Here is a 21,534-nt window from a genome sequence, read left to right as displayed (position 1 = left end):
TCCAGCTCCTTTTGTCCATTGTCTTTTGATCGATTTCAAATGGCAGGCCCTTTACTGCCTTATCCTGTTTAACTAAATAAAGCTCTTATGAAGTCTTTTTTCCTTACTATTCTTTTATCCGTGACCACCCTCGCGACTACAACCGCTCAGGACCTGGGCAGTCGCCTGGATGTTGACCTTTTGCCCAATTATATCATCACCATAATTGCCGGTATTGTATTGGCCCTGGGCTTTCAGTTCCTGCTTACTTCTTTGTCGGTGTCGTTCGGCTTTACCGCTATAGGGGACCTGAAAGAGAAATACGTGCAGAGCAAATACCGTTCTGACTACAACGAAGACAGCAGTTCCGAACGCGACGATGATGACGACGACAATAAATACGACATTGACCCGGGCACTCCCGTAGGTGTAGACCTCGCCTCCGGTATCGGTCTGTGGAATGTGCTGACCGTTGCCCCCTCTCTTTTCGGCGCCACCGCACTGGCACTGCTGCTCACGCCGATGGATTCCCTGCGGATCAACATCACCCTGGCTCTGGTGGTTTGGGCCGCTTTCATAATTTTGGTGATCTATCTGGAGGGCCGTTCGGCAAGTGTACTGATCGGTGGATTAGTAAATACCGCGCTTTCGGGGCTAAAGGCATCCGGGCAGGCGGTAAAAAGTTTACTGACGCCTTCCCCACAGACCCAGATGGAAAATGTAGCGGCCAGTACGGTCGAAAAGATCCGGCAGGAATTTAGCCTGGATTTTGATGCACAACCCATCGTGGCTACCCTGGAAAAATATCTGGGTGCATTCAACGAGCGGGTTCCAAGCTACGAGAGCCTGAAAAACGATATCCGGGAAATTGCCGAAACATCCGCCGGTAACAATCCCAGCTCCAATCCGGCCAAATGGACAGCAATCCAAACTGCCATTCAAACTGCCATCGAATCGGATAATACCAATCCGACCCGGAAAGGGAGAGAAAAAGTTCAACAGCTCCAGAGTCTGCTAAAGGATATACAGGACGCTTACCAAAGGGGAAATACCCGTGGCGAAAGCATCAAAAATGCGGTGGAGGCGTCTCCAATAGACCATGAAAGGATCAACAGCTACTACGATCAGCTGAAGAACTGGATCCAGCGGTCCACTCCGGACAAACTCAGCCGGGAGCAGATCAAGCGGGAACTGGAAAAGATCATCGATGATCCCGGACGTACTGTGCGGGGATTGCGGGCCAAACTGGATGAGCTGGACCGTGATACGGTAATCGGTTACCTGGATAGTAATACCCAGCTGGAAAGAGACCAGTTGGAAACTTATGCTGACCGCATTGAGCAGGGGTTGCAGGCGCTCAAAGATAGTATTGGCTGGGAACAACTGCCTTCTGCCGATGAGATGTTGAACCGTTTGGAACAAAGAATCGCCCACTTCATCAACAGCACGGATGATCCCAGACTCAATTACGCCATGCTGAAAAATGATTTTAGCACCGCGCTCAACAACCCCTCGGAAAGTCTTTCCATCCTCAAAACGAGACTGTCCAGGTACGATCGCGATACGCTGGTATCCATCCTTACCAATACCGGGCTGGTAAGTCGGGATGATCTTGACCAGGTCGCCAACACCGTTGAAGAAGCCAGACAGCAGGTTTTGGATCAGATCAGTCAGATCGAGGATAAATCCAAACGCGCGCTGCGCAATCTGGAGAAAAAGGCCGTAATCCAGGCGGAAAATACCCGCCAGACCGCTAGTACGGCAGCCTGGTGGCTGACCTTCACTATCCTGGCCGGTGCTGCTGCCGCCATTGGCGGAGCCTTTGCGGCGGTTTAAGATCGGGATCTTTTTAGCGAATTACCGGGAAGTAAACTGAGCAAATAGAGATCATGGAAAAAGCCAGGTCATCCCGGGACCTGGAGCAGGGAGCCTGGTGCAAACGCTTCGAATGTCTTTACACCGTGCTCCCTGTTCTTATTTCCTTCCGGAAATTGGAACCTTTGCTTACAAATTCTGCCGGTTCAATTCCTTCACCGCATAATCCACCGCCCGGGCCGTCAGGGCCATGTAGGTGATCGACGGGTTGACGCAGGAGGCCGAGGTCATACACGATCCGTCCGTTACGAACACATTGGGCACATCGTGGCACTGGTTCCATTTGTTGAGTACGGAGGTTTTCGGATCTTTTCCCATGCGGGCGGTGCCCATCTCGTGGATACCGTGCCCGATCGGCGCTTCCCGGTTGTAGGTAGAGACGTTCTTACCACCGGCTGCTTCCAGCATTTCGGCAGCGGCATTCATGGCATCCACTTTCATTTTTGCTTCGTTTTCGCGGAATTTTGCGCTGATGAACAAAGTCGGCAGGCCGTGCTTATCCAGCTTATCCGGATTCAAGCGAACCGAATTTTCGTGGTACGGCAAAGTTTCCCCGAAGCCCTGTAAGCCCATATTCCAAGGTCCCGGTTTGGTGATGGCATCTTTGAAGTCAGCGCCCATGCCGTTCTCCCCTACCCCGCGCTTCCAGTTGCCGCGGCTGGCACCGCCCTGGTAGCCGTAACCCCGGATAAAATCCGGGTGCTTATCCCAGACATTCCGGAAACGGGGAACGTACACGCCGTTCGGTCGCTGCCCATCGTAATATTTATTGTCAAAACCTTCAAAATCCGCGGAAGCGCCCACCCGGTAGAAATGATCCATCAGATTGTGGCCGAGTTCTCCGCTGGAATTGGCCAGACCGTTCGGAAAACGATCGCTGGCCGAATTAAGGAGGATCCAGGTAGACCCCAGTGTGGAAGCACACAAAAAGATGACACGGGCTTTATATTCCGTAGTCTCGCCGGTATTGGCATCGATCACGCGCACGCCCGTGGCCCGGTCCGATTGTTCATCGTACAGAATGGACTCCACCACTGAATCCGGTCGCAGGGTCATGTTGCCGGTAGCGGCTGCGGCCGGCAGGGTGGCACTCTGACTACTGAAATAAGCGCCGTAGGGACACCCCCGGAAACACAGGTCCCGGTGCTGGCAGGGGGTCCGGCCGTTGTGCGCACGGGTCAGGTTGGCCACTCGACCGATGGTGAGCCGGCGTTGGGGCCATTTGCCTTCGATGCCGGATTTAACCTTTTGCTCCACGCAGTTGAGTTCCATCGGCGGCAGGAATTCGCCATCCGGTAAATGGGCCAGGCCTTCCGATTGTCCGGATATCCCCACGAATTTTTCTACGTAACTGTACCAGGGTGCGATGTCCTGGTAGCGGATCGGCCAATCGACGGCGATCCCGTCTTTGGCATTCGCTTCGAAATCCAGATCACTCCAGCGGTAGCACTGACGGCCCCACATAATGGAGCGACCGCCGACGTGGTAACCCCGGATCCAACTGAAGGGTTGATCTTCGGGCGTGGTGTAGGGATGTTCCAGGTCGTTCACCCAGTAGTGGCGGGTCGCCTCGTTGAAGGCGTATACTTTGGACTGTACCGGATAATTGACCTCGTCCTCCGCTGAAACGCGGCCCCGGAGCCGAAAATCCCAGGTGGGCATCGAGGTGGTGGTGTAATCTTTAACGTGCTCTACCTGCCGCCCCCGTTCGAGTACCAGCGTTTTGAGCCCTTTTTCGGTGAGTTCCTTGGCCGCCCAGCCGCCGGTGATCCCGGAGCCGACGACGATGGCGTCGAATGTATTATTGTCTTGCATCTTTTTTGTCTAAGTCGGTTAGTGTAAAATTCGTCGGTAGTGATCTGTAAGAAACCAGCGAACGACAACGCAATCAGATCCGCATGCCGATCTGGGCCGGGCCGTCCTGGTAATTCACACAGCCGTGGTAGTGACCGGGCACCGGTTTGAATTCCAGCACATCCGTGCCGGCGTATTCGGAGGTGAAATAACCGACCAAAGTCAGTTCTTTCAGTTGCAGGAGACTTTTCCCCGCGGCGGAAGCTCCGTCCTTACGGGCGGCTTGTTCTTCGGCCTGTAAAAAGGACAGGCGGTCGGCAGCCGACAGTTCCGGGAAAGATTGACCGGTTGCATCGACACAGGTTCGCTCCAGTTCCGCCAGTCCGGCGGTGAAGGCGGTCTGCTCGTCGGCCGTATAGACTTCCTGCAGCATAAGATCGATGAATTCGTCCAGATGCAGGGATTTAGCGCCCAGGGTATCCGTTTCCGGCAGGATGGTCTCGGCGATCTCGCCGACCAGAACGGCCTGCTCTTCACTTAGGAACTGCGGCTCCCAGTCAATGGAATAACTCGGCTTGCACCCCTGCATGACGCCGGAAATAACCGAAGCCGACACGGCGCTACCGAGTAGCAGCCCCGCTCTTTTCAGGGCCTCTCTTCTGTTGATCATGATCGTTTAACTTTTTATGGTAAGGCTGATACTTTTTTGCAAAAACGATCCGGCGGACTATAACCACCCTCAGCGGATCTTTTTTACTTTTGCCCGGTTTTTTGTCGGCTAAACGGGTTGGAGGGTACACCGCCGGCCATCCGGAGCGTGTGGAATGCATCCATTTTCCCAAATGTCCGTTAACCTACAAAAGGCAGCGATTAAGATAATGATTTCCCCGGAAGTCGGACAGGCTTAACAATCGCCGATTCATTATTTTGCTATATTTACAAAAAACTATGTAATGAGATCATACTACCTACTAACACTATTTGTACTGAGTATTTCCCTGCTATTGCCCTCCTGCCAAAACAGCGATAATAGTGCGGATCAACCCAAAACGGTAAACCCGAACGCCACGGCCAATCCGTTCACCAATGCAACAACACCGGCTCCGGCAGCCGATCCGGCTTCTTTCAGTTCCGCCCAACCCCACTATAAATGTCCGAACAACTGCGCCGGCGGTAGTGGTCCGGCTAAAGGCAACTGCCCAGTTTGCGGTACGGAAATGGCCCACAATCAGGCTTATCACAACAACGCCGCCACAGCCGCTACTTCCGCCGACCCGGAAGCCAACGCACCGGTTCCGGCCTTTAATGCGACCGAACCGCATTATAAATGTCCGAACAACTGTGCCGGAGGACACGGTCCCGGGAAAGGCAACTGTCCGGTATGCGGTACCGCACTGGCCCACAATACGGCTTACCACAACAGCGCCAGTAGTACTACCGCTACTCCGACCCTGACGCCTCCGGCCGGAGTAACGACCAATACGTCTACTGCTGCCGCCACGAATGCGGCCGGTGTATTCCACTATACCTGTGCCAACGGCTGTGCCGGCGGAGCCGCGGAAGGCGTCGCCTGTTCTACCTGTGGCGCTACCCTGGTCCACAATACGGCCTACCATAATTAAAAGGATGTTTGGGATTTTTAGTCGGGCTGCAAACGCCACAGAAAAAAATCCCAAACACACTTTAAGTCGGAAAGACTACCGTCCACAAAGGACTTTTTAGCTCTATTCTCTAAGCACCTGATGTAATTTACGATGAAATTTTTCGCGCTCTTCTGCCCTATTCTGATCTTTCTATCTATTCATTTATCCGGTCAATCCCCGGAGGCCCTTTTTTACAGCAATGCAGAAACTGTGTACGATGTGGCCTCCCGGGATGGGATCGCCTGGGTAGCCACTTCCGGCGGTCTGGTCCGCGTGGATCAGGCCAGCGGGCAACGGGAATTTCTCCATCCGGCCAATTCGCCCCTTCTCGATTCCCGCATTCTCACGGTGGAATTTGATGCGGAAGGCGTCCTTTGGGTGGGTACCGATACGGAAGGTATCTTTAGCTGGGACGGCAACGATTGGCAGCACTATCCGGAGTTGCCCTGGGGCACCCGACTGGGAGAAGTCGGCCATATTCAACTCGATCCCGCTACGGGAGCCTTATGGATCCTGCACCAGTCTTCACCCGGTTGTTACCAGTGCTACGACGTAGTCAAGAAGATAGGTGATAACTGGGAAGCAGATGCGGGCGTGCCGGGTCTGGACGCGTCCAAAACGCACTTATTGCGGTTTGCTCCCGACGGAACGCCCTGGCTGTTCAAGGGCAATAATGAACTGGTCCAACTGGCCGAAACATTCACCTTTTTTCGTTCTACGGAAAACCTGCCGACGCCATCCTGGCCCGCACGGGAAGACCTGGCTTTTGATCCGGTCAGTAACGAGCCTATCCTGAAAGTCTCATACTACGACGATAATTCGATCCGCCGTTACCGCCTGGTACGGCCCCTTACGGGTAGCAACTGGGGCTTTTACGACGAGCTGTTGCCGGAAACCTTTACGGTGGGTGACAACTTTGCCATGCACCAGGATGACGACGGAAAACTCTGGCTATACAATCAGCAAACCCTGGCCGGCTGGAACGGTACCTCCTGGGACATCGTAGACCTCTCTCCATTTGACCTGCCGCAGCAAGACCAGTTCTACAGCCTGTTGAGCACTTCCGATGGACACCTCTGGTTCCTGCAGCTTTTCCAGGAGCCCTATGATCTTTTCGAATACGACGGTAGTGGCATCACGACCCATAAGCTGGATAATTCCGAGCTTCCTAACAACGGCATCACCCATATTCTGGTAGATCGCAAGAATCAGAAATGGGTGGTTAGCGGCCCTACGGTGGTGCGGATCAACGGACAGGAATGGACCGATACCCAGGGACCGGGATTTGAGATCTCGGGACTCGCCGAGGGTCCAGACGGCAATATCTGGGCAGCCAGTGCGACCAGCGAGTTCGATACGGCTTCCATTTACGTCTACCGGGGAGAAAGCTGGGAATTCCTGAGCGTACTGGATGATGCCCTGGTGACCGACATTGCCTTTGACCAGAACGGCACCGGCTGGTTTGCGTTTCGCAGCCAGGGACTGGGCCGGCTCAAAGATGGAGAATGGACCTTTTACAATACGGAAAATTCCGGTTTGCTCAGCAACAGCACCGGCAGTATCGCTCCGACGGAAGACGGGATCTGGATCACCACCGGCGAAGGCATCACGCATTTCGACGGTATAGACGAATGGTACACGATACCGGCGGATGATTTTCCGGCAGGCAACGGTTTCGGCTCGTCCCTCGCGGTAGATGCGGCCGGTTTTCTCTGGTTTGCCAGCGGAGACTTTCTATTGCGCCGGGGAAGCGACGATAACTGGTTGACTTTTGAGTTTGAAAAAGACGTTCCCCTGCGGAGACACCTGGATATCATACCCGATGCCAACGGCAATGTCTGGGTGATCGGTGCCGACGGCATCGTCCGCTACGACGGTAACGAATGGACCCGCTATCCGGATCCTTCCATCGGCTGGTCCGATTATCCGGTCTACGGGCTGGCCATCGATCAGGTCGGCAACAAATGGATCGGCATTCGTCGGGCAGGCCTGTTGGTCTATAACGAACTGGGCATTAATACGCCACTACCGGAAAAAGCAAAGATCACCGGATTACGTTTCTGGGATCAGAATGATAACGAGCAGTACGATGCCGGAGAACCCGGCCTGCCGGGAAAAAAAGTACGCTTGCTGCCCGACAGCACCCTGCTCTTTACCAATTCCGTGGGAACCTATACCGCATTCGTCGATCCCGGCAACTACGAAATACAATACGAAGACGAACCCGGCTGGAGCCTAAACAACGGACTGCCCCTGTTGCCGGTAAGCGTCCTGACGGACGATCAGGAGGGCTTTAACTTTCCCGAAAGCCCGGACGAACTGGCCGAAGCGCCGGAAGTGATCCTGCAAAGTGGACGCCCCCGCTGTGGTTTTGCCGTGCCCTATTTTCTCACCATCCGCAATACCGGCACGCTTGGCTGGTCCGGGGAGGTGAGTGTATTGCTGGACGAAAATGTTACCTATCTGGGCAGCAGCGTACCGCCGGATAGTTGGGATAACTTGCGACTGATTTGGGAAAATGTCCAACTCGGCCCGCTGGAACAGGTACAATATTATCTGACCCTGGAAATGCCTCCGGTCGAAAACGAGGTCGAGGACCTGCCGGTACTGGAATTTCTGGCAGAAGCTACGGGCGCTGCCGCTTATACACTTCAGCAGCAAGTGACCTGTGCGTTTGACCCCAACGACAAACTGGTGAGGTCCGCCGGGGCGATGCAGGGGGACAGTAGTCTGATCCGCGATCCGCTTTTTTACACCATCTGGTTCCAGAATCTGGGCACCGATACGGCCTTTAACGTAGTGATCCGCGATACCCTGGACGCTAACCTGGACTGGAATACCTTCGAACTGGTAGCCAGCAGCCACCCGGTTTCCGTCAGTATGGACCGCCGGGGCGGACTGACCTTTGTGCTTTCGGATATCGAGCTGCCCCACGCTGCGGTCGATGAAGTCAGGAGTCACGGCTTCGTCAGCTACCGCATACAGGCCCGGGCCGATCTGGAGCCCAATACTACGGTCGACAATACGGCCCACATCTATTTCGACTTCAATCCGGCGATCGTGACCAATACAACCCGTTCTACCCTGGTGGATGAATTGGTAGCCGTTCGCAATCCGATCATTGATACCCGGAATGCGCACGTTTTCCCCAATCCGTTTAACCAGCTCGCCCGGCTCGACTGGGATGATCCGTCGGGCTCCTATCGCCTAATGCTTTTTGACGGCACCGGTAAACTGCTCTCCACAGCTACTGTTTCCGGCGGGCAGCACCAGCTCGATGGAACTGCGCTACCGCCGGGATTGTATTTTTTCCGGCTGCAGGGAGAACGGGTATACACCGGTAAATTCGTGGTGGCCTGATCCCACGGACGGAGATAGAAATTTCTTTTCACCGTATCTACTGCAAGCCGGAGGCACCCGCTTCCGGGCCAACACATGCTATCTGAAAATGCCCAGCCGGGCGGCGTTTTCCCTACTTATCCAACCGGACCTAATTTTTTTCCAAAATTTTGTCCCCTACCCTTTCGGCAGCTTCGTTATGGGGGTGATTCAATTAATCACCAAAATGCAATACCATGAAAAACGCAATCAACTGGTTTGAGATCCCAGCTAAAGATTTCGCAAGAGCCAAAGGTTTTTACGAAGCCGTATTCCAGTCCCAACTGGAACCGATGAACATGGAAGGAGACGACAACAAAATGGCTATTTTCCCTTCCGACTGGAACAGCGGCGGTGTCGGCGGCACCCTGATCAGCGGGCCGGGTTACGAGCCTTCCCAATCCGGAGCACTGATCTACCTGAACGGCGGCGATGACCTCGCGGCTCCGCTTTCGCGGGTAGAGGCAGCCGGCGGCAAGGTTCTGGTCCCCAAAACCGCGATCGGACCGAACGGTTTTATCGCTCAGTTTACGGATACGGAAGGTAACCGGGTCGCTTTTCATTCGCCGAATTAAGCGAAGCGCGAAACAATGTATAAATTGAGGGGCCGCACGGTTGATAGTGCCGAACAATGAAAATTAATAAGGAATGAATTTACCGCTAAGGCCGCGAAGCCGCAAAGTTTTACAATGACTTCTATCGAGAAAATTTGCATTAGTAAGTCTTTCGATTTTTTGCGACTTTAACGGATAAGAACGCAGTTAGTGTATTTGCCGTTGGCAAATACACTAAAAAGCTTAGCGCCTTGGCGCCTTGGCGGTGAAAATCCAGTCCTCTCCGGCTACAAATTATTAACTATTAATGTTTCTCCCTAAAAACCGATGCGGACCTCGATTTACGAAAATCAAAAACGTTCTCAGCTAAAAAATAAAGACATGAAAGACTTCATGATGATCTTCATCGGCGCCAACTACGAAGAGTTGGGCCTATCTCCGCAGCAACTCCAGGACAGAATGGGCAAATGGTGGGCCTGGGGCAACAAAATGGAAGAACAGGGTATTCTGAAGGGCGGTAATGCCCTGCTCGCACAGGGGAAAAGGGTATCAGGTCTCAAAAGGGTGGTCTCGGACGGTCCGTTCGTAGAAAGCAAGGAGCTGGTGGGCGGCTACTATATCGTTTCCGCGAACAGTTTCGAAGAGGTGATCGAGATCGCCCAGGACTTTCCAGACTACGATCTCGACGGGACGGTCGAGATCCGGGAGGTCATGAAATTCGACCGGTAATGGAACACAAAATTGTCGATCATCTTTTCCGTCACCAGTACGGAAAGATGATCGCCGTGCTCACCAATATTTTTGGACTTTCCCATCTGGAGGTCATCGAAGATGCGGTGCAGGACACCTTCGTCAAGGCCACTTTGCAGTGGCGGTCCGAACGGCCCGAAAACCCCGAAGCCTGGCTGATGAAAGCCGCTAAAAACCGGGCCATCGATCTGCTGCGCAAGATCAAGGCTGAAAAGAACCGTTTTGAAAAAGTCACTACCGGATCGGCCGGCATTCAGCTGAATGAACTGTTCCTGGAACACGAAATAGCGGACAACCAACTGCGGATGATCTTCGTGGCCTGCCACCCGGAGCTGTCCCTGGAAGAGCAGATTGCCTTTGCCCTGAAAACCGTGTCCGGCTTTTCGATGAAGGAGATCGCAGCCGCGCTCCTGCTCAAGGAGGAAACCATTAAAAAGCGATTGATCCGGGCCCGCAAAAAGATCAGGGAACAGCAGATCCAGTTCAGCTTCCCGGCCGCGCCGGCGGTCCAGTCAAGACTGTCCGGAGTCCTGCGCGTCATTTATCTGATCTTCAATGAAGGCTTTCACTCCACTAAAAAAGAACAACTGGTCGATCAGGAGCTTTGCGGAGAAGCCCTGCGCCTGTGTAAACTACTGCTCACCCGGGAAGCGTTTCGCTCCGGCAGTAGTTATGCCCTCTTTGCCCTGCTGTGTTTCCATTCCGCCCGACTGGAAAGCAAAACCAATGCCGATAAGGAGATCGTCGATCTCGAACACCAGGACCGCTCCCGCTGGTATTTCCCCCTCGTTGTGCTCGGCAATGATGCCATGAACCGGGCCATGGAGTACCCCGACCTCTCTACCTATCACTACGAGGCGTCTATTGCCGCCGAGCACCTGAAGGCCCGCAGTTTTGCGGACACCAACTGGCCCGCCATCCTCAACCTGTACGAACAACTCCATACCTTCCACCCTTCCGATTCCAATCTGCTGAATATGGCTATTGTGCAACTGCGTATGGATCAGGCCCGGGCGGCCCGGGCCCTGCTCGATGCTATCGATGTGCAACAACTGGAACAACGGGCCTATCTATTCCACGGTTGCTACGCCGATTATCACCTCAGCCAGGGCGACCGCGAACGGGCGATCGCCTCCCTCCGCAAGGCCATTGAGCTGACCAATAATGCTTTAGAGGAAAAGTATCTGATCCGCAAATTGGAGCGGTTGTAGATGTTGGGAATGTGTGAACGTGCGAACGTTTTAACGTTGCTCACCTAATTTCCAGCAATACTCCATCTTCGACCGGTTTACCGAACAAGGGGCCCGCTTCGTTCCAGTAGAAGGGCTGCATTTTTACGTAGCGACTGTTCCAGCCGCCGCCGGGAAAACCGGTGACGTGGTAGACGATCCAGTCCTGATCTCCGATCGTGGTGAAGGAGCAGTGGCCTGGGCTCAGCACGCAATCGGTGCCTTCGAATACCGGTTCGGGATGTTTGGTCCAGGCCGCCGGGTCCATCGGATCTACGCCGTCCAGCCGGAGCAGGCCGAGACAGTAGAAATTGGACCAGCTCCCGCTGGCCGAATAGACGATGTAGAGCCTTCCATTTTTCTTCAGTACCTGCGGACCTTCATTAATGGTCGGCAGGCCATTTCCGGAGCCCCGCTGTTCCCAATCCTGGTCCGGAGAGGAAACCAGTACTCTTTCGGAACTGATCTCCGTTGGCGAGGCCATTTCCGCGATATACAGGTGCTGCGCTTCGTTGACGTCCCCTTTCCAGCCGGACCACATAAAATAGGACTTCCCGCCGTGGGTAAACACCGTGCCGTCTATCGCCCACTTATCCGATGCATCTCCCACCTGCCCCAAAAACTCAAAACCGCTGCCGATGGAGCCGTCCTTTGAGCCCAGTACGTACATGCGGTGGTTGGCATTATCGCCATCGTCCGCAGCGAAGTAGACGTACCAGCGGCCCTCAATTTTATGCAATTCGGGCGCCCACAGTTCTTTGGAATATTTGGTATCGGCAGGTGGCTGCCAGATCTGCATGGCCTCGGCCGTTCGCAGATCCAGGATGTTTTTGGCCGTTTTTACGTGGAGCGCACCGCCTCTGGAATAACAGTAATAGTAGGCCCCTTCGACAAAGGTGATCCAGGGATCCGCACCGGAAGTAAATAAAGGATTGGTAAAAATGACTCCGGATTGCTCCGTAGTGGTCGGTACTTTGGATGATGTGCAGGCCGCTATTAAGAGCAGCAGACTGAATATGCTGTATTTCATTCTTATCTTGATCTTGGTTTATCGTTTGCCTGCAATGATACAAAATCAGAACGAACCGCGAATAGCCTATTCCGAAATAGCCCGGACATGCTTACAATTGGTGTACACTCGAACTCTGGTAGTGTGAACCAAATTGCAATTAATCCGTCAGGCTCCGGATCAATTTTGCGTCAAAATATTAGCATGGTCAGAAAAATTAATTGAAAAAGTATATTTCCAGATACAATTCTAAGCATTCCCCAAATTCAAATAGCGATATAACTTTAGGTATCCGTAACTATTATTAGGTATTCGATTTATTCAATATTAGGTACTCTAAAATTATAAGAGACAATAATTATACATCCCTATCTGTTGATTTTTTTTAAATAATAACTTCCCGTAGCCCTCCAAAGCAAATTTTATATCAGATTATTCCACTCATTTTATCTTTCAAATATCTGTCCAGATACAGTATAAACATTTACAAACGGAAAATAATTAAACATTTTTTTAATATTTTTTATCAACATTTGCCGAAATAAAAACTAAATCTTATTGAATTGATATTCAATATTTTATAACAAAAATATAAAACTACTATTTATCGCTCCGGCGCAACATTCAGAACTTTTTTGAAATTTTTTTGCAACCTAATTTAAATCATGCCGTAACAGATCATCACATTAAGCTTTTCTATCTTACACTATGAACTTCATTGTTAATCGCCTGATTAAAATGTATTGTCCCAACAATAGCACAAAATAATAGTTCAAGTAAGTCCAGATCCAAATTAAGATCAAACCAACAACTAATTAAAATCCTAAAAGGTAAATTTTGCTGATTTTTTATCAGTCGGACAAAGTATTGTCTTCAGACCGGTAATAACTGTTCACGAAAGCGAATATTAATTATCCGGTGAGTTATTTCAATGCTTGTCAGGTTCGACCTGCTACACGCTTTAATTTGTTAGGTGTACTTCAAATTTAGATACTATCCGTGATCGGAATGGATCACACCTGATCAATGTCACAAAGTGTCCTGGCAGGAGTATGCCTTCCTTAAAAATATTCCGGTTCCGTCGATGAGACGGAAAACGGCGGGGAGGGGTATGCCGGTAAAAATTGAAATGGAATCTAAACCGTATTATTCATAGTCAAAATTCTCAAAATTATGAGACATTCATTGTTTGCTTTGGTATTGGGTCTATTGATCGTAGGACCTGCCAAAGCCCAGGAACTTACTATTGGAGAAGCTATCAACAAAGCCGGACGTCAAAGGATGTTAACGCAGATGATGGCCAAAAACTACATGCTCACCGGCTCTAAGATCAGAGTGGAAGCCGCTCGTCGGGAACTGGATGATGCCGTCGCACTTTTTGAAGAACAACTACTCGAGTTAGAAGATTACGCCCCCACTCCTGAAATTGAAGAGACTTTGAACGAAGTCAGAGACCTCTGGCTGCCTTTCCGGGTAAACGTTATTTCCGAGCCCAACAAGGAACTGGCTTTCGGCCTGATCAAGGAAAGCACCGATCTCCTGAAAAAATGTAACGAGGTGGTAGTCATGCTGGAAGAGCACTCCAACATCGACGCGGCCCGCCTGGTCAACGTATCGGGCAGACAGCGGATGCTTTCCCAGAAGATTGCCCTGCTGGCTACCGCTTACGCCTGGGATGTCCCCAACAGCAGCAATATCTACCTGGATCTCATCGGTGCCCGCCAGGAGTTCGAGGATGCCATGCAGGAACTGCTGGCCTCCGACCTGAACACCCCGGAGATCTCCGAAAACCTGAAGAAGGTGGAATCCCAGTGGGACTTTTCCAGAATGACTTTTGATGCCAAAAGTTCAAAAATGATGCCTTCTGTTATTGCCGTTACCACCAAATCCATTCTGAAGAAGATGGATAATATCACGGGTATGTACACCCAGGTAACCAATAATCAACGCCTGGCTACGATCAATTCAAAACAATAGTATTCGCAGAGATGGGTGAGTCATGGGCAAAGCCCCGACGGGTAGCCCGTGACTCCCTTTAACTGCGGAGCGCATTTACGGTTAGAGAAAAGGTACACCTAACAATGCGTTTACTTTGCCTGGATCAGATCGTAACCATTGGATGATGCGGACCGAACCGCATTCCAGAAGGATACTGTTGAATACTACACCCCGAAGCGGAACTATCCGCCGGGTACTAGGAAGATCTTCAAAGCACTGGTTTTGCCGGAGGATATGCTCCCAGCCGCTTTTTCCGCAAGGAGGGGCGCGTAAACCACCGGCGCCAGGGCTTTGGATCGCCTCCCGGATGAGACTGGATCTACCGCTTCCTGTACTTGAAATTGATCAAACGTTCACCGAATACCACTAAGACCTTCCCCCTTTTTTTCCGTTTTCTAAATCACTATGCGGGAGTAATCCGTTGACGGACACCGTAGCCTGGGCTACCGCGTCAACCGGTCATTCCCGTGCCAAAAATAAAATCATGAAACCTTTTAAGATCCTCCTCGCAGGACTACTATATCTACTGACTTTTTCCCCCGTTTCCGCCCAGCTTCAATTTGAATTTGAAGTCAGACCCCGCACCGAATACCGCCACGGCTTCAAGACCCTGGCCTCACCGGATCAGGATCCCGCATTCTTCACGGATCAGCGGACCCGTTTCAATGGGCTGTTCTCCGACGACAACATTACCGTTAAGATCAGCCTGCAGGACGTACGCGTCTGGGGTAATCAGTCCCAACTGGTCGTGGGCGACGGCAACCTGACCAGCCTGCACGAAGGTTGGGCCAAGTTTAATATCAGTCCGAAGTTCGCATTTAAGGTCGGGCGGCAGGAAATTGCCTACGACGACCAGCGCATCCTCGGTTCGGTAGGTTGGGCCCAGCAGGCCAGAAGTCACGACGCCGCAATCCTCATGTTCCAGGATTCTACTTTCTCCGGTCATCTGGGGTTGGCGTTCAACCAAAATAGTCCCCGGCTTTTTTCGACGGACTATACCGTGAAAAACTACAAAGCGCTCCAGTATCTGTGGCTGCACAAGGACTGGAAACAGGCCAACCTCAGCGTATTGGTACTCAACAACGGTGTGCAGGTGCTCAACGATAATGGAGAAGCGGTCGGCACCAATTTCAGCCATACCTTAGGCGGACGCTTCGGGTTCAAACTCGGCAAATTTCAGATTAATTCATCAGCTTACTATCAGGGCGGCAAACAGGCGAACGTGCAGGGCACGCGGATTAACGCACTTTATACCGGAGCCGATCTGACTTACGGTGTGGGCCGGGGCCACAGTTTTACCCTGGGAGGAGAGATCCTTTCCGGCAACAACCAAATGAACCCGACCGGTGAAAATAACGCTTTTACGCCCCTGTACGGTACCAACCACAAATTCAACGGCCTGATGGACTATTTCTACGTAGGCAATCACGTCAACAACGTTGGACTGAACGACCTGTTCGTGAAGTGGGGCATGAAAAAATCCAAGTTCAATTCGGGTATCCAGTTGCATTTCTTCACCGCTAACGAGGCGATAGCCGACGAAGCAGGCAAGGAAATGTCCTCGTACCTGGGAACGGAAGTGGATATCACCACCAGCTTTCCGGTGACCAAGGGCGTGGGCGTTGCGGCCGGGTATTCCCACATGTTCGGTTCCGACTCCATGGTGACCCTGAAAAATGCCGGTTCTACCGATGCCACGAGCAACTGGGTCTGGATGATGGTCACCATCAAACCGTCCTTCAAGATAGCCACCAAGTAATCGGCCTCCGGGAATCCATAAAACTTTTACCAATAATCATTTAAAGCGATAATTATGAAAACCAAGATATTAGTACTCACACTCTTATTTTTTTCGGGCCTGCTGACGGCTCAGGACCTGACCGTAGGGGAAGCCATCAACAAAGCGGGTCGCCAGCGGATGCTGACCCAGAAGATGACGAAGTGTTATCTGATGATCGGCCTGAAATCCCGCGTGGACCAGGCGAGAACCGAACTGGATGACGCCGTTGCATTATTCGAGGAGCAGATGCTCGAATTGCAGGACTACCCGGCCGGCAACAAAACCAAAAAAACCCTAGGGGAAGTATACGAACTCTGGCTTTCCTTCCGGATCAAGGTAGTGTCCTCCCCCAACCGGCTGACCGCAGGCATCCTCATTGACCAGGCCAATGAACTACTGGAAAAGTGTGATGATGTAGTGACCCTGCTGGAAAAGGAAGCCAAACTTAAATCGGCCAAACTTGTCAACATGTCGGGCCGGCAGCGGATGCTTTCCCAGCGGATCGCCCTGTACTATCTGGCTTACGCCTGGAAGATCCCGAGCGAAAGTATTTACCCCGAACTGAAGGGTGCCCGTGAAGAATTTGAAAAGGCATTGAAGGAACTGGTCGCTTCGGGTTACAATACCTCGGATATTACCACCAAGTTGAATAAAGTGATCAGCCAGTGGGAATTTTCGAAGCATACCTTTGATGTGAACAACAGCAAAATGATGCCGTCAGTGATCACCGTTACTACCAATTCCATCCTGAAACAGATGAATGACATCACCGGATTGTACGCAAAAGTGACGGATAATCAGTTGACTGCCAAGAGATAAATACGCGACGCCAATGGATCATGGATTAAAGCTGCATTTGATCAGATGATCCGAATCATCCTGCCCACTGCGGGCAAAAAAAGCAGATATTCGCGAAAGCCTTGTACCACTGTGTGCAAGGCTTTTGTTTTTTCCCACCTAGCGGATCCGGTATTCCTGGCGAGTATTTCCCCGGATGGCTGTGGCCGTGCTGCCGTTCAGTTCGATCTCATCGTATTGATTGGGAATGAGCATCCGGCCGTCCAGTCGAACCAGGCCCAGCAGGCCGTTCTGTACGGTGGCACCGTAGCTGCCGTTCCATTCAATGGCATCGTAAACATTAGGGATGACCATTCGACCGTCCAGTTTAATGAGGCCCACTTTGCCGTCCTTGACCGTAGTACCGAAACTGCCGTTCCAGCTAATGCTATCGTACAGGTTCGGAATCACGACCTCACCGTTCAGTTTGACCAGACCGACCTTCCCGTCCCGGACCGTAGTACCAAAGCTGCCGTCCCAGCTAATGCGGTCGTACATATGTGGGATCAACAGTTCGCCGTTCCGTTTGATCATGCCCACGCGGCCGTCCTTTTCGGTCATGCCGTAGCTGCCATTCCAGGTGATCCGGTCGTAGATATTCGGCACGATCACCTGCCCGTCCAGTCCGCAGATACCGATCTTTCCGTTCAGGCGGGTGGTTACCAGACTGCCTTCCAGCTCGATGGCGTCGTACATAGCGGGCGTGATCATGGTGCCGTTCGTGCCCATCAGTCCGTATTTTCCGTTTTGTTTCACGACCTTTTGGCCGGTGAGCAGATGAGTAGCGAAGAGTAAAGCGAACAGGAGGAGTAGGTTTTTCATAATGGAGGTGTTGTGTTTGTTAGCTTGTCGGGATCTGTTCCGTCGGTGGAGGATGGCCGGTGGGCGTTTAGCGCACGTTCACTGGAACGGTCGCTGGCACCAGAGCATTAGCGGTCAATGGGCACGTTTACAGAGCAACAAGCTTGGCGAAAAAATATAATCTGTTTGTAGGAATAGACAAGTTGAGGGGCGGAGGGTTGCTTGGAGAGGGGATTACAAAGTGATTTTCAATCAGATACGAACAGAATTAAGAGGTACCAATAGGAAAATCGAAGTGGCAGGTCTTCCAGCTTTTTCGATGAAGATTTTATGGTTATCTTTCTTGGACCTACACACAAACACCCGTAGAAGAACGTCGGATCGATACCAAATTAATTCAATTTTTTTCCCAAATAGACACCAGTTTAAAATGAAAACTTGTATTTCAATTTCAATCAGGATATCGGTAACTTTAGTAGTGATCACCATGCTGTTCAGTGCCTGTTCCAAAGACCAGGATGAAATTTCCTATGATCTGACCGGCGACTGGAAAGTCGTATACTATATCGATCATGGAGAAAAAATAACCAAAACGGAAGATAATACCTGGCCACATATTAATAATGGCGACATCACAGCAAATTTCTCATCAGTGGACAGCAATGGAGAAGGAGACATTGCCGGGGTTAAAGTTTCGAATGCTTACGGTGGTAAATATACCATACAAAATCATGGGAACATTTCATTCGGACCTATGGCCACTACCTTCGTTGCGGAACCCGAATGGACAAGGCTTTACCAAATCATGGCCGCTCAGCGCTACGAGATCAGGAACTCCATATTGTTGATCTTTTACAACGATGGAAAAAACATCATCGCTTTCGAGCGGATCTGATACTTTGCAATTTTCTAATACCGGCTTGCAGCAGTAAACTAATACCACTGACAAATCAGGGCACAAAAAAAGCACCTGCGACGGATCACAAGTGCTTTTAATGATGGTACCGAAGGCGGGAATCGAACCCGCACTCTGTTGCCAGAACTGGATTTTGAATCCAGCGCGTCTACCAATTCCGCCACTTCGGCAAGTGTACGGGAGGGAAGTTCAGACCGGCAGCGTACTGCTTTGCGCTTACTTCGCTCCTCTATTTGGCGGATGCAAATGTATCATTTTTTCCCATTCCAGGCAATAAGTGACCGAAAAAAGAGCGGAATCTTTAGCACGGACCGGTCGTAGGCTGTGGGAATAAACGTCGAAGCGGAAAAAAGGGTTCCGATTTGGTTGATGGGACCAGAGTGGGAATGATACTGGAAGGTCCGAAGGGATGATTTCACGCGGGGCGATAGCTCATTGCTAGAATGAACAATCCCGATTCGGTCCTTCGACCTTATCCGGGATGATTTTACGCGGGGCGTAAAATCAAAAAAGCCCTTCCGACTGTGTGCTTCGGAAGGGCCCAAAAGTCATCCCTATGATTATAATCTTTACGAGTTAAACTCGGCTTATTTCTTTATTCAGAGCGAAAGATAAGGCTTTTTATTTGCATATGAAAAATTTGTTAAAAAAAAATGGTATATGATCTTTTGGAAGCATCTTGTTTTACCCGGCCTTACTATCTTTGGGGCTTAAAAATAAGCATTTGCAGACCTATACCCTCTTCCAGCTCAACGAATATATCCGGCGGATCCTGGCGTTGAATTTCTCCGAACCGCTGTGGATCACCGCGGAGATCGCCCAGGTCGGCGAGTCGCGGGGGCATTACTTTGTATCGCTGGTACAAAAGGAAGAAGACAGTGAGGAGATCCTGGCGCAAAGTGAAGCGGCCCTTTGGGAGAAAACCCACCGGCGTTTGCGCCGGCAACTGGGCCTTACCCTGCACGAGATTCTACAGGCGGGCCGCTCGGTGAAGCTGCGGGTGCAGGTGGAGTACCACGAACGCTACGGACTGAAACTCATCATCCACGAGATTGACCCCACTTTTACCCTGGGGCAACTGGAACTGCAAAGGCGCAAAACGATCGAAGGTCTGAAAAAAGGCGGGCATCTGCGCCGAAATGCTCTGCTGCCTTTACCGGAAGTCGTGCAGCGGCTGGCCGTGATCAGTAGTGAGACAGCGGCGGGTTACCACGATTTCAACACCCAATTGCGCCAGAATGCCTACGGATACGCTTTCCGGACTACCCTTTTTCCGAGCGCCATGCAGGGGCAGAAGGTAGCCGAGGAGCTACCCACCCAGATCCGGAAGATCAACCGCCGGAAAGCCGCATTCGACGCGGTAGTGGTGATCCGTGGTGGCGGTTCCCGACTGGACCTCAGCGCTTTCGACGAGCTCAAGGTGGCCGAAAGTCTCGCCAAGTGCCAACTGCCCGTGATCACCGGTATCGGTCACGAAGTGGATGAAACCGTTTCGGACCTCGTGGCCCACACCCGCCTGAAAACCCCGACGGCCGTGGCCGAATGGCTGATCGGACGGGCCGCTCAATTCGAGGCCGGGCTGCTGCAACTGACCCAGCAACTGCAGTTCATCGGAAATCAGATTCTCCAGCGGGAGGCAATCCAGTTGAACGGCATCCGCCAGCAATTGCGTCACACCAGCCGCAACCTCGTACAAAAACAGGAACAGTTGCTGGATTTTATTGCCAACGAACTCCCCTACCGGGCAACCAGTCAGCTCCGGAACGGGAACCAGCAGATCGATCAGCTGGAAAAGATGGTGCAGCTGCTTAGCATAGAGAGTACCCTGGCGAGAGGTTATACTCTCACCCAATTAAATGGTAAATTTGTTCATTCCCGGAAGGACGTACAAGCGGGCGATCAATTAAAGACCCTTTTTCGGGATGGGGAGGTCGATAGTACGGTAGATGATGGGCTGTAGAAAATTGATAATTTGAGATATCTGAATCGTATAAGGTAGAGCGGCATTGGGGCCTATACTTAATAAACCAACCGTAGCGGCGGATGGCAATCCGCCCGCAACAAAATAAATAATATGACTTACGAAGCTGCCATGGGAGAATTGCAGGATATCGTGGATGCGCTACAGGAAAACACCCTGGGCATCGATGATCTGTCCGAACGACTGCAGCGAGCTGCCGAATTGATCAATTTTTGCCGACAAAAACTCCGATCTACAGAGGAGGAAATTCAGGGACTCTTCTCCGATCAGGATTAGTGCAGTGAGCATGGCCAGGCGATCGGTTATCGTCAGTACATTTTAGTGTACCAAGATGGAAATCACCCTAATTTAACCAATAGCTACTCCGTGCCATGCGAACGTTAATCAAGCTGGTCTTAATGTTTACCATACTCAGCTGCGGAGCACCTGGATCTGGAAGTGCCGATCCGCAGATATGGAACAAAATCCTCAATTACGAAATCGCATTAGTGCAGCCGTGCGAGCAATATGCTGATGACCATTTTTCAGGGGAAAACCTGCCCGAGGGAATGGCTATAGCGATATCCCCACCTTTTGACTCCCTGCCCTGTATCACCCAGATATCCATCAATAATATGGTCACCCGGGAATTTCTGAACCGACAATGCATCGTTCTACAATTCCGGAACACCCTCAGTGATCTCGAATCGCACCTCGATCCGGAAAGCTTGCAGCGGGCTAATGTCTATTTACAGAATGATTATCAACAACTTGCAGGGGTGGATATGACCCGATTGGATATAACCAGGGCGGGTATCCAGGTCACCGAAAACGCCGCAGACTGCGAGCGGAAACACACCTCCATTTATGATTTCTCTCCGGTTTTGCTGAATCAGCAAGGAGATAAAGCTGTAGTATTTCTGTACCAGCGAGGCCATGCCGAACAGCGGGCGGCCTATTTTCTAAAAAAGATCGGTGAGATCTGGTTTCTGGAAATTAAAGAAATGATGTGAACCCGGTTAAGTCGGGTT

At 51.4% G+C, this 21,534-nt stretch carries 17 protein-coding genes and 1 tRNA gene; 13 read left to right on the top strand and 5 right to left on the bottom strand.

Translation table 11 applies throughout. From position 1 onward, the window contains the following. Positions 1-87: 87 nt before the first annotated feature. Positions 88-1,815, top strand: coding sequence for a hypothetical protein (locus CRP01_RS08925; RefSeq protein WP_099149686.1), 1,728 nt, complete (start codon positions 88-90; stop codon positions 1,813-1,815). A gap of 168 nt (positions 1,816-1,983) precedes the next feature. Here the strand turns inward: CRP01_RS08925 and CRP01_RS08920 are convergent, their stop codons facing one another. Continuing rightward, complete coding sequence (locus tag CRP01_RS08920; RefSeq protein WP_099149685.1) at positions 1,984-3,669, bottom strand: GMC oxidoreductase; 1,686 nt, start codon at positions 3,667-3,669, stop codon at positions 1,984-1,986. Positions 3,670-3,742: 73 nt separating this feature from the next. After that, a complete protein-coding gene (locus CRP01_RS08915) occupies positions 3,743-4,318 on the bottom strand; it encodes a gluconate 2-dehydrogenase subunit 3 family protein (protein WP_099149684.1) in 576 nt (191 codons plus the stop codon). Between the two features lie 283 nt (positions 4,319-4,601). Here CRP01_RS08915 and CRP01_RS08910 point away from each other — a divergent pair, with 283 nt between their 5' ends. The 5 genes from CRP01_RS08910 to CRP01_RS08890 all read left to right on the top strand — a co-directional run bounded on the left by CRP01_RS08910 (position 4,602) and on the right by CRP01_RS08890 (position 11,184). Continuing rightward, positions 4,602-5,270 carry a heavy metal-binding domain-containing protein gene (locus tag CRP01_RS08910; protein ID WP_099149683.1) on the top strand — a complete coding sequence of 223 codons (669 nt, stop codon included), beginning with the start codon at positions 4,602-4,604 and terminating at the stop codon, positions 5,268-5,270. 132 nt (positions 5,271-5,402) lie between these two features. Then, positions 5,403-8,651, top strand: coding sequence for a DUF7619 domain-containing protein (locus CRP01_RS08905; RefSeq protein ID WP_099149682.1), 3,249 nt, complete (start codon positions 5,403-5,405; stop codon positions 8,649-8,651). Between the two features lie 215 nt (positions 8,652-8,866). After that, a complete protein-coding gene (locus CRP01_RS08900; protein ID WP_099149681.1) occupies positions 8,867-9,244 on the top strand; it encodes a VOC family protein in 378 nt (125 codons plus the stop codon). Positions 9,245-9,604: 360 nt separating this feature from the next. Then, positions 9,605-9,952, top strand: a complete 348-nt coding sequence (locus CRP01_RS08895; RefSeq protein WP_099149720.1) for a YciI family protein — start codon at positions 9,605-9,607, stop codon at positions 9,950-9,952. Beyond that, positions 9,952-11,184: an RNA polymerase sigma factor gene (locus CRP01_RS08890; protein ID WP_099149680.1), complete on the top strand. Its 1,233-nt coding sequence runs from the start codon at positions 9,952-9,954 to the stop codon at positions 11,182-11,184. Before CRP01_RS08895 ends, CRP01_RS08890 begins: the two co-directional genes overlap by 1 nt. 40 nt (positions 11,185-11,224) lie before the next feature. Here the strand turns inward: CRP01_RS08890 and CRP01_RS08885 are convergent, their stop codons facing one another. After that, on the bottom strand, positions 11,225-12,232 hold the full coding sequence (locus CRP01_RS08885) for a glycoside hydrolase family 43 protein (RefSeq protein ID WP_099149679.1): 1,008 nt from the start codon (positions 12,230-12,232) through the stop codon (positions 11,225-11,227). 1,152 nt (positions 12,233-13,384) lie between these two features. Here CRP01_RS08885 and CRP01_RS08880 point away from each other — a divergent pair. The 3 genes from CRP01_RS08880 to CRP01_RS08870 all read left to right on the top strand — a co-directional run bounded on the left by CRP01_RS08880 (position 13,385) and on the right by CRP01_RS08870 (position 16,808). Continuing rightward, positions 13,385-14,188: a type IV pili methyl-accepting chemotaxis transducer N-terminal domain-containing protein gene (locus CRP01_RS08880; RefSeq protein WP_099149678.1), complete on the top strand. Its 804-nt coding sequence runs from the start codon at positions 13,385-13,387 to the stop codon at positions 14,186-14,188. A 505-nt stretch (positions 14,189-14,693) separates the two neighbouring features. Then, the gene (locus CRP01_RS08875; RefSeq protein ID WP_143473330.1) at positions 14,694-15,968 is read left to right on the top strand and encodes an alginate export family protein; all 1,275 of its coding nucleotides are present in this window, start codon (positions 14,694-14,696) and stop codon (positions 15,966-15,968) included. 54 nt (positions 15,969-16,022) lie between these two features. After that, a complete protein-coding gene (locus CRP01_RS08870; protein WP_099149676.1) occupies positions 16,023-16,808 on the top strand; it encodes a type IV pili methyl-accepting chemotaxis transducer N-terminal domain-containing protein in 786 nt (261 codons plus the stop codon). A 138-nt stretch (positions 16,809-16,946) separates the two neighbouring features. Here CRP01_RS08870 and CRP01_RS08865 read toward each other — a convergent pair whose 3' ends face one another. Then, positions 16,947-17,648 carry a WG repeat-containing protein gene (locus CRP01_RS08865; RefSeq protein ID WP_099149675.1) on the bottom strand — a complete coding sequence of 234 codons (702 nt, stop codon included), beginning with the start codon at positions 17,646-17,648 and terminating at the stop codon, positions 16,947-16,949. Positions 17,649-18,057: 409 nt separating this feature from the next. Between CRP01_RS08865 and CRP01_RS08855 the strand changes: the two genes are divergently transcribed. Beyond that, on the top strand, positions 18,058-18,522 hold the full coding sequence (locus CRP01_RS08855) for an META domain-containing protein (protein WP_143473329.1): 465 nt from the start codon (positions 18,058-18,060) through the stop codon (positions 18,520-18,522). A 104-nt stretch (positions 18,523-18,626) separates the two neighbouring features. Here CRP01_RS08855 and CRP01_RS08850 read toward each other — a convergent pair. After that, a tRNA-Leu gene (locus tag CRP01_RS08850) sits at positions 18,627-18,713 on the bottom strand. A gap of 554 nt (positions 18,714-19,267) precedes the next feature. On the opposite strand from CRP01_RS08850, the gene xseA reads away from it, so the two are divergent. The 3 genes from xseA (at position 19,268) to CRP01_RS08835 (ending at position 21,516) form a co-directional block, all read left to right on the top strand. Then, on the top strand, positions 19,268-20,503 hold the full coding sequence (gene xseA / locus CRP01_RS08845) for an exodeoxyribonuclease VII large subunit (protein WP_170110290.1): 1,236 nt from the start codon (positions 19,268-19,270) through the stop codon (positions 20,501-20,503). A 114-nt stretch (positions 20,504-20,617) separates the two neighbouring features. Then, entirely contained in the window at positions 20,618-20,800 is a 183-nt protein-coding gene (gene xseB / locus CRP01_RS08840) for an exodeoxyribonuclease VII small subunit (protein ID WP_099149671.1), read from the top strand. Positions 20,801-21,072: 272 nt separating this feature from the next. Continuing rightward, positions 21,073-21,516, top strand: coding sequence for a hypothetical protein (locus CRP01_RS08835; RefSeq protein ID WP_143473328.1), 444 nt, complete (start codon positions 21,073-21,075; stop codon positions 21,514-21,516). Positions 21,517-21,534 lie beyond the last annotated feature (18 nt).

Source organism: Flavilitoribacter nigricans DSM 23189 = NBRC 102662, assembly GCF_002646595.1.
GTDB lineage: Bacteria > Bacteroidota > Bacteroidia > Chitinophagales > Saprospiraceae > Flavilitoribacter > Flavilitoribacter nigricans.
Note: the sequence above shows the minus strand (reverse complement) of the source record. Positions and strands in the feature narration are given on the sequence as shown.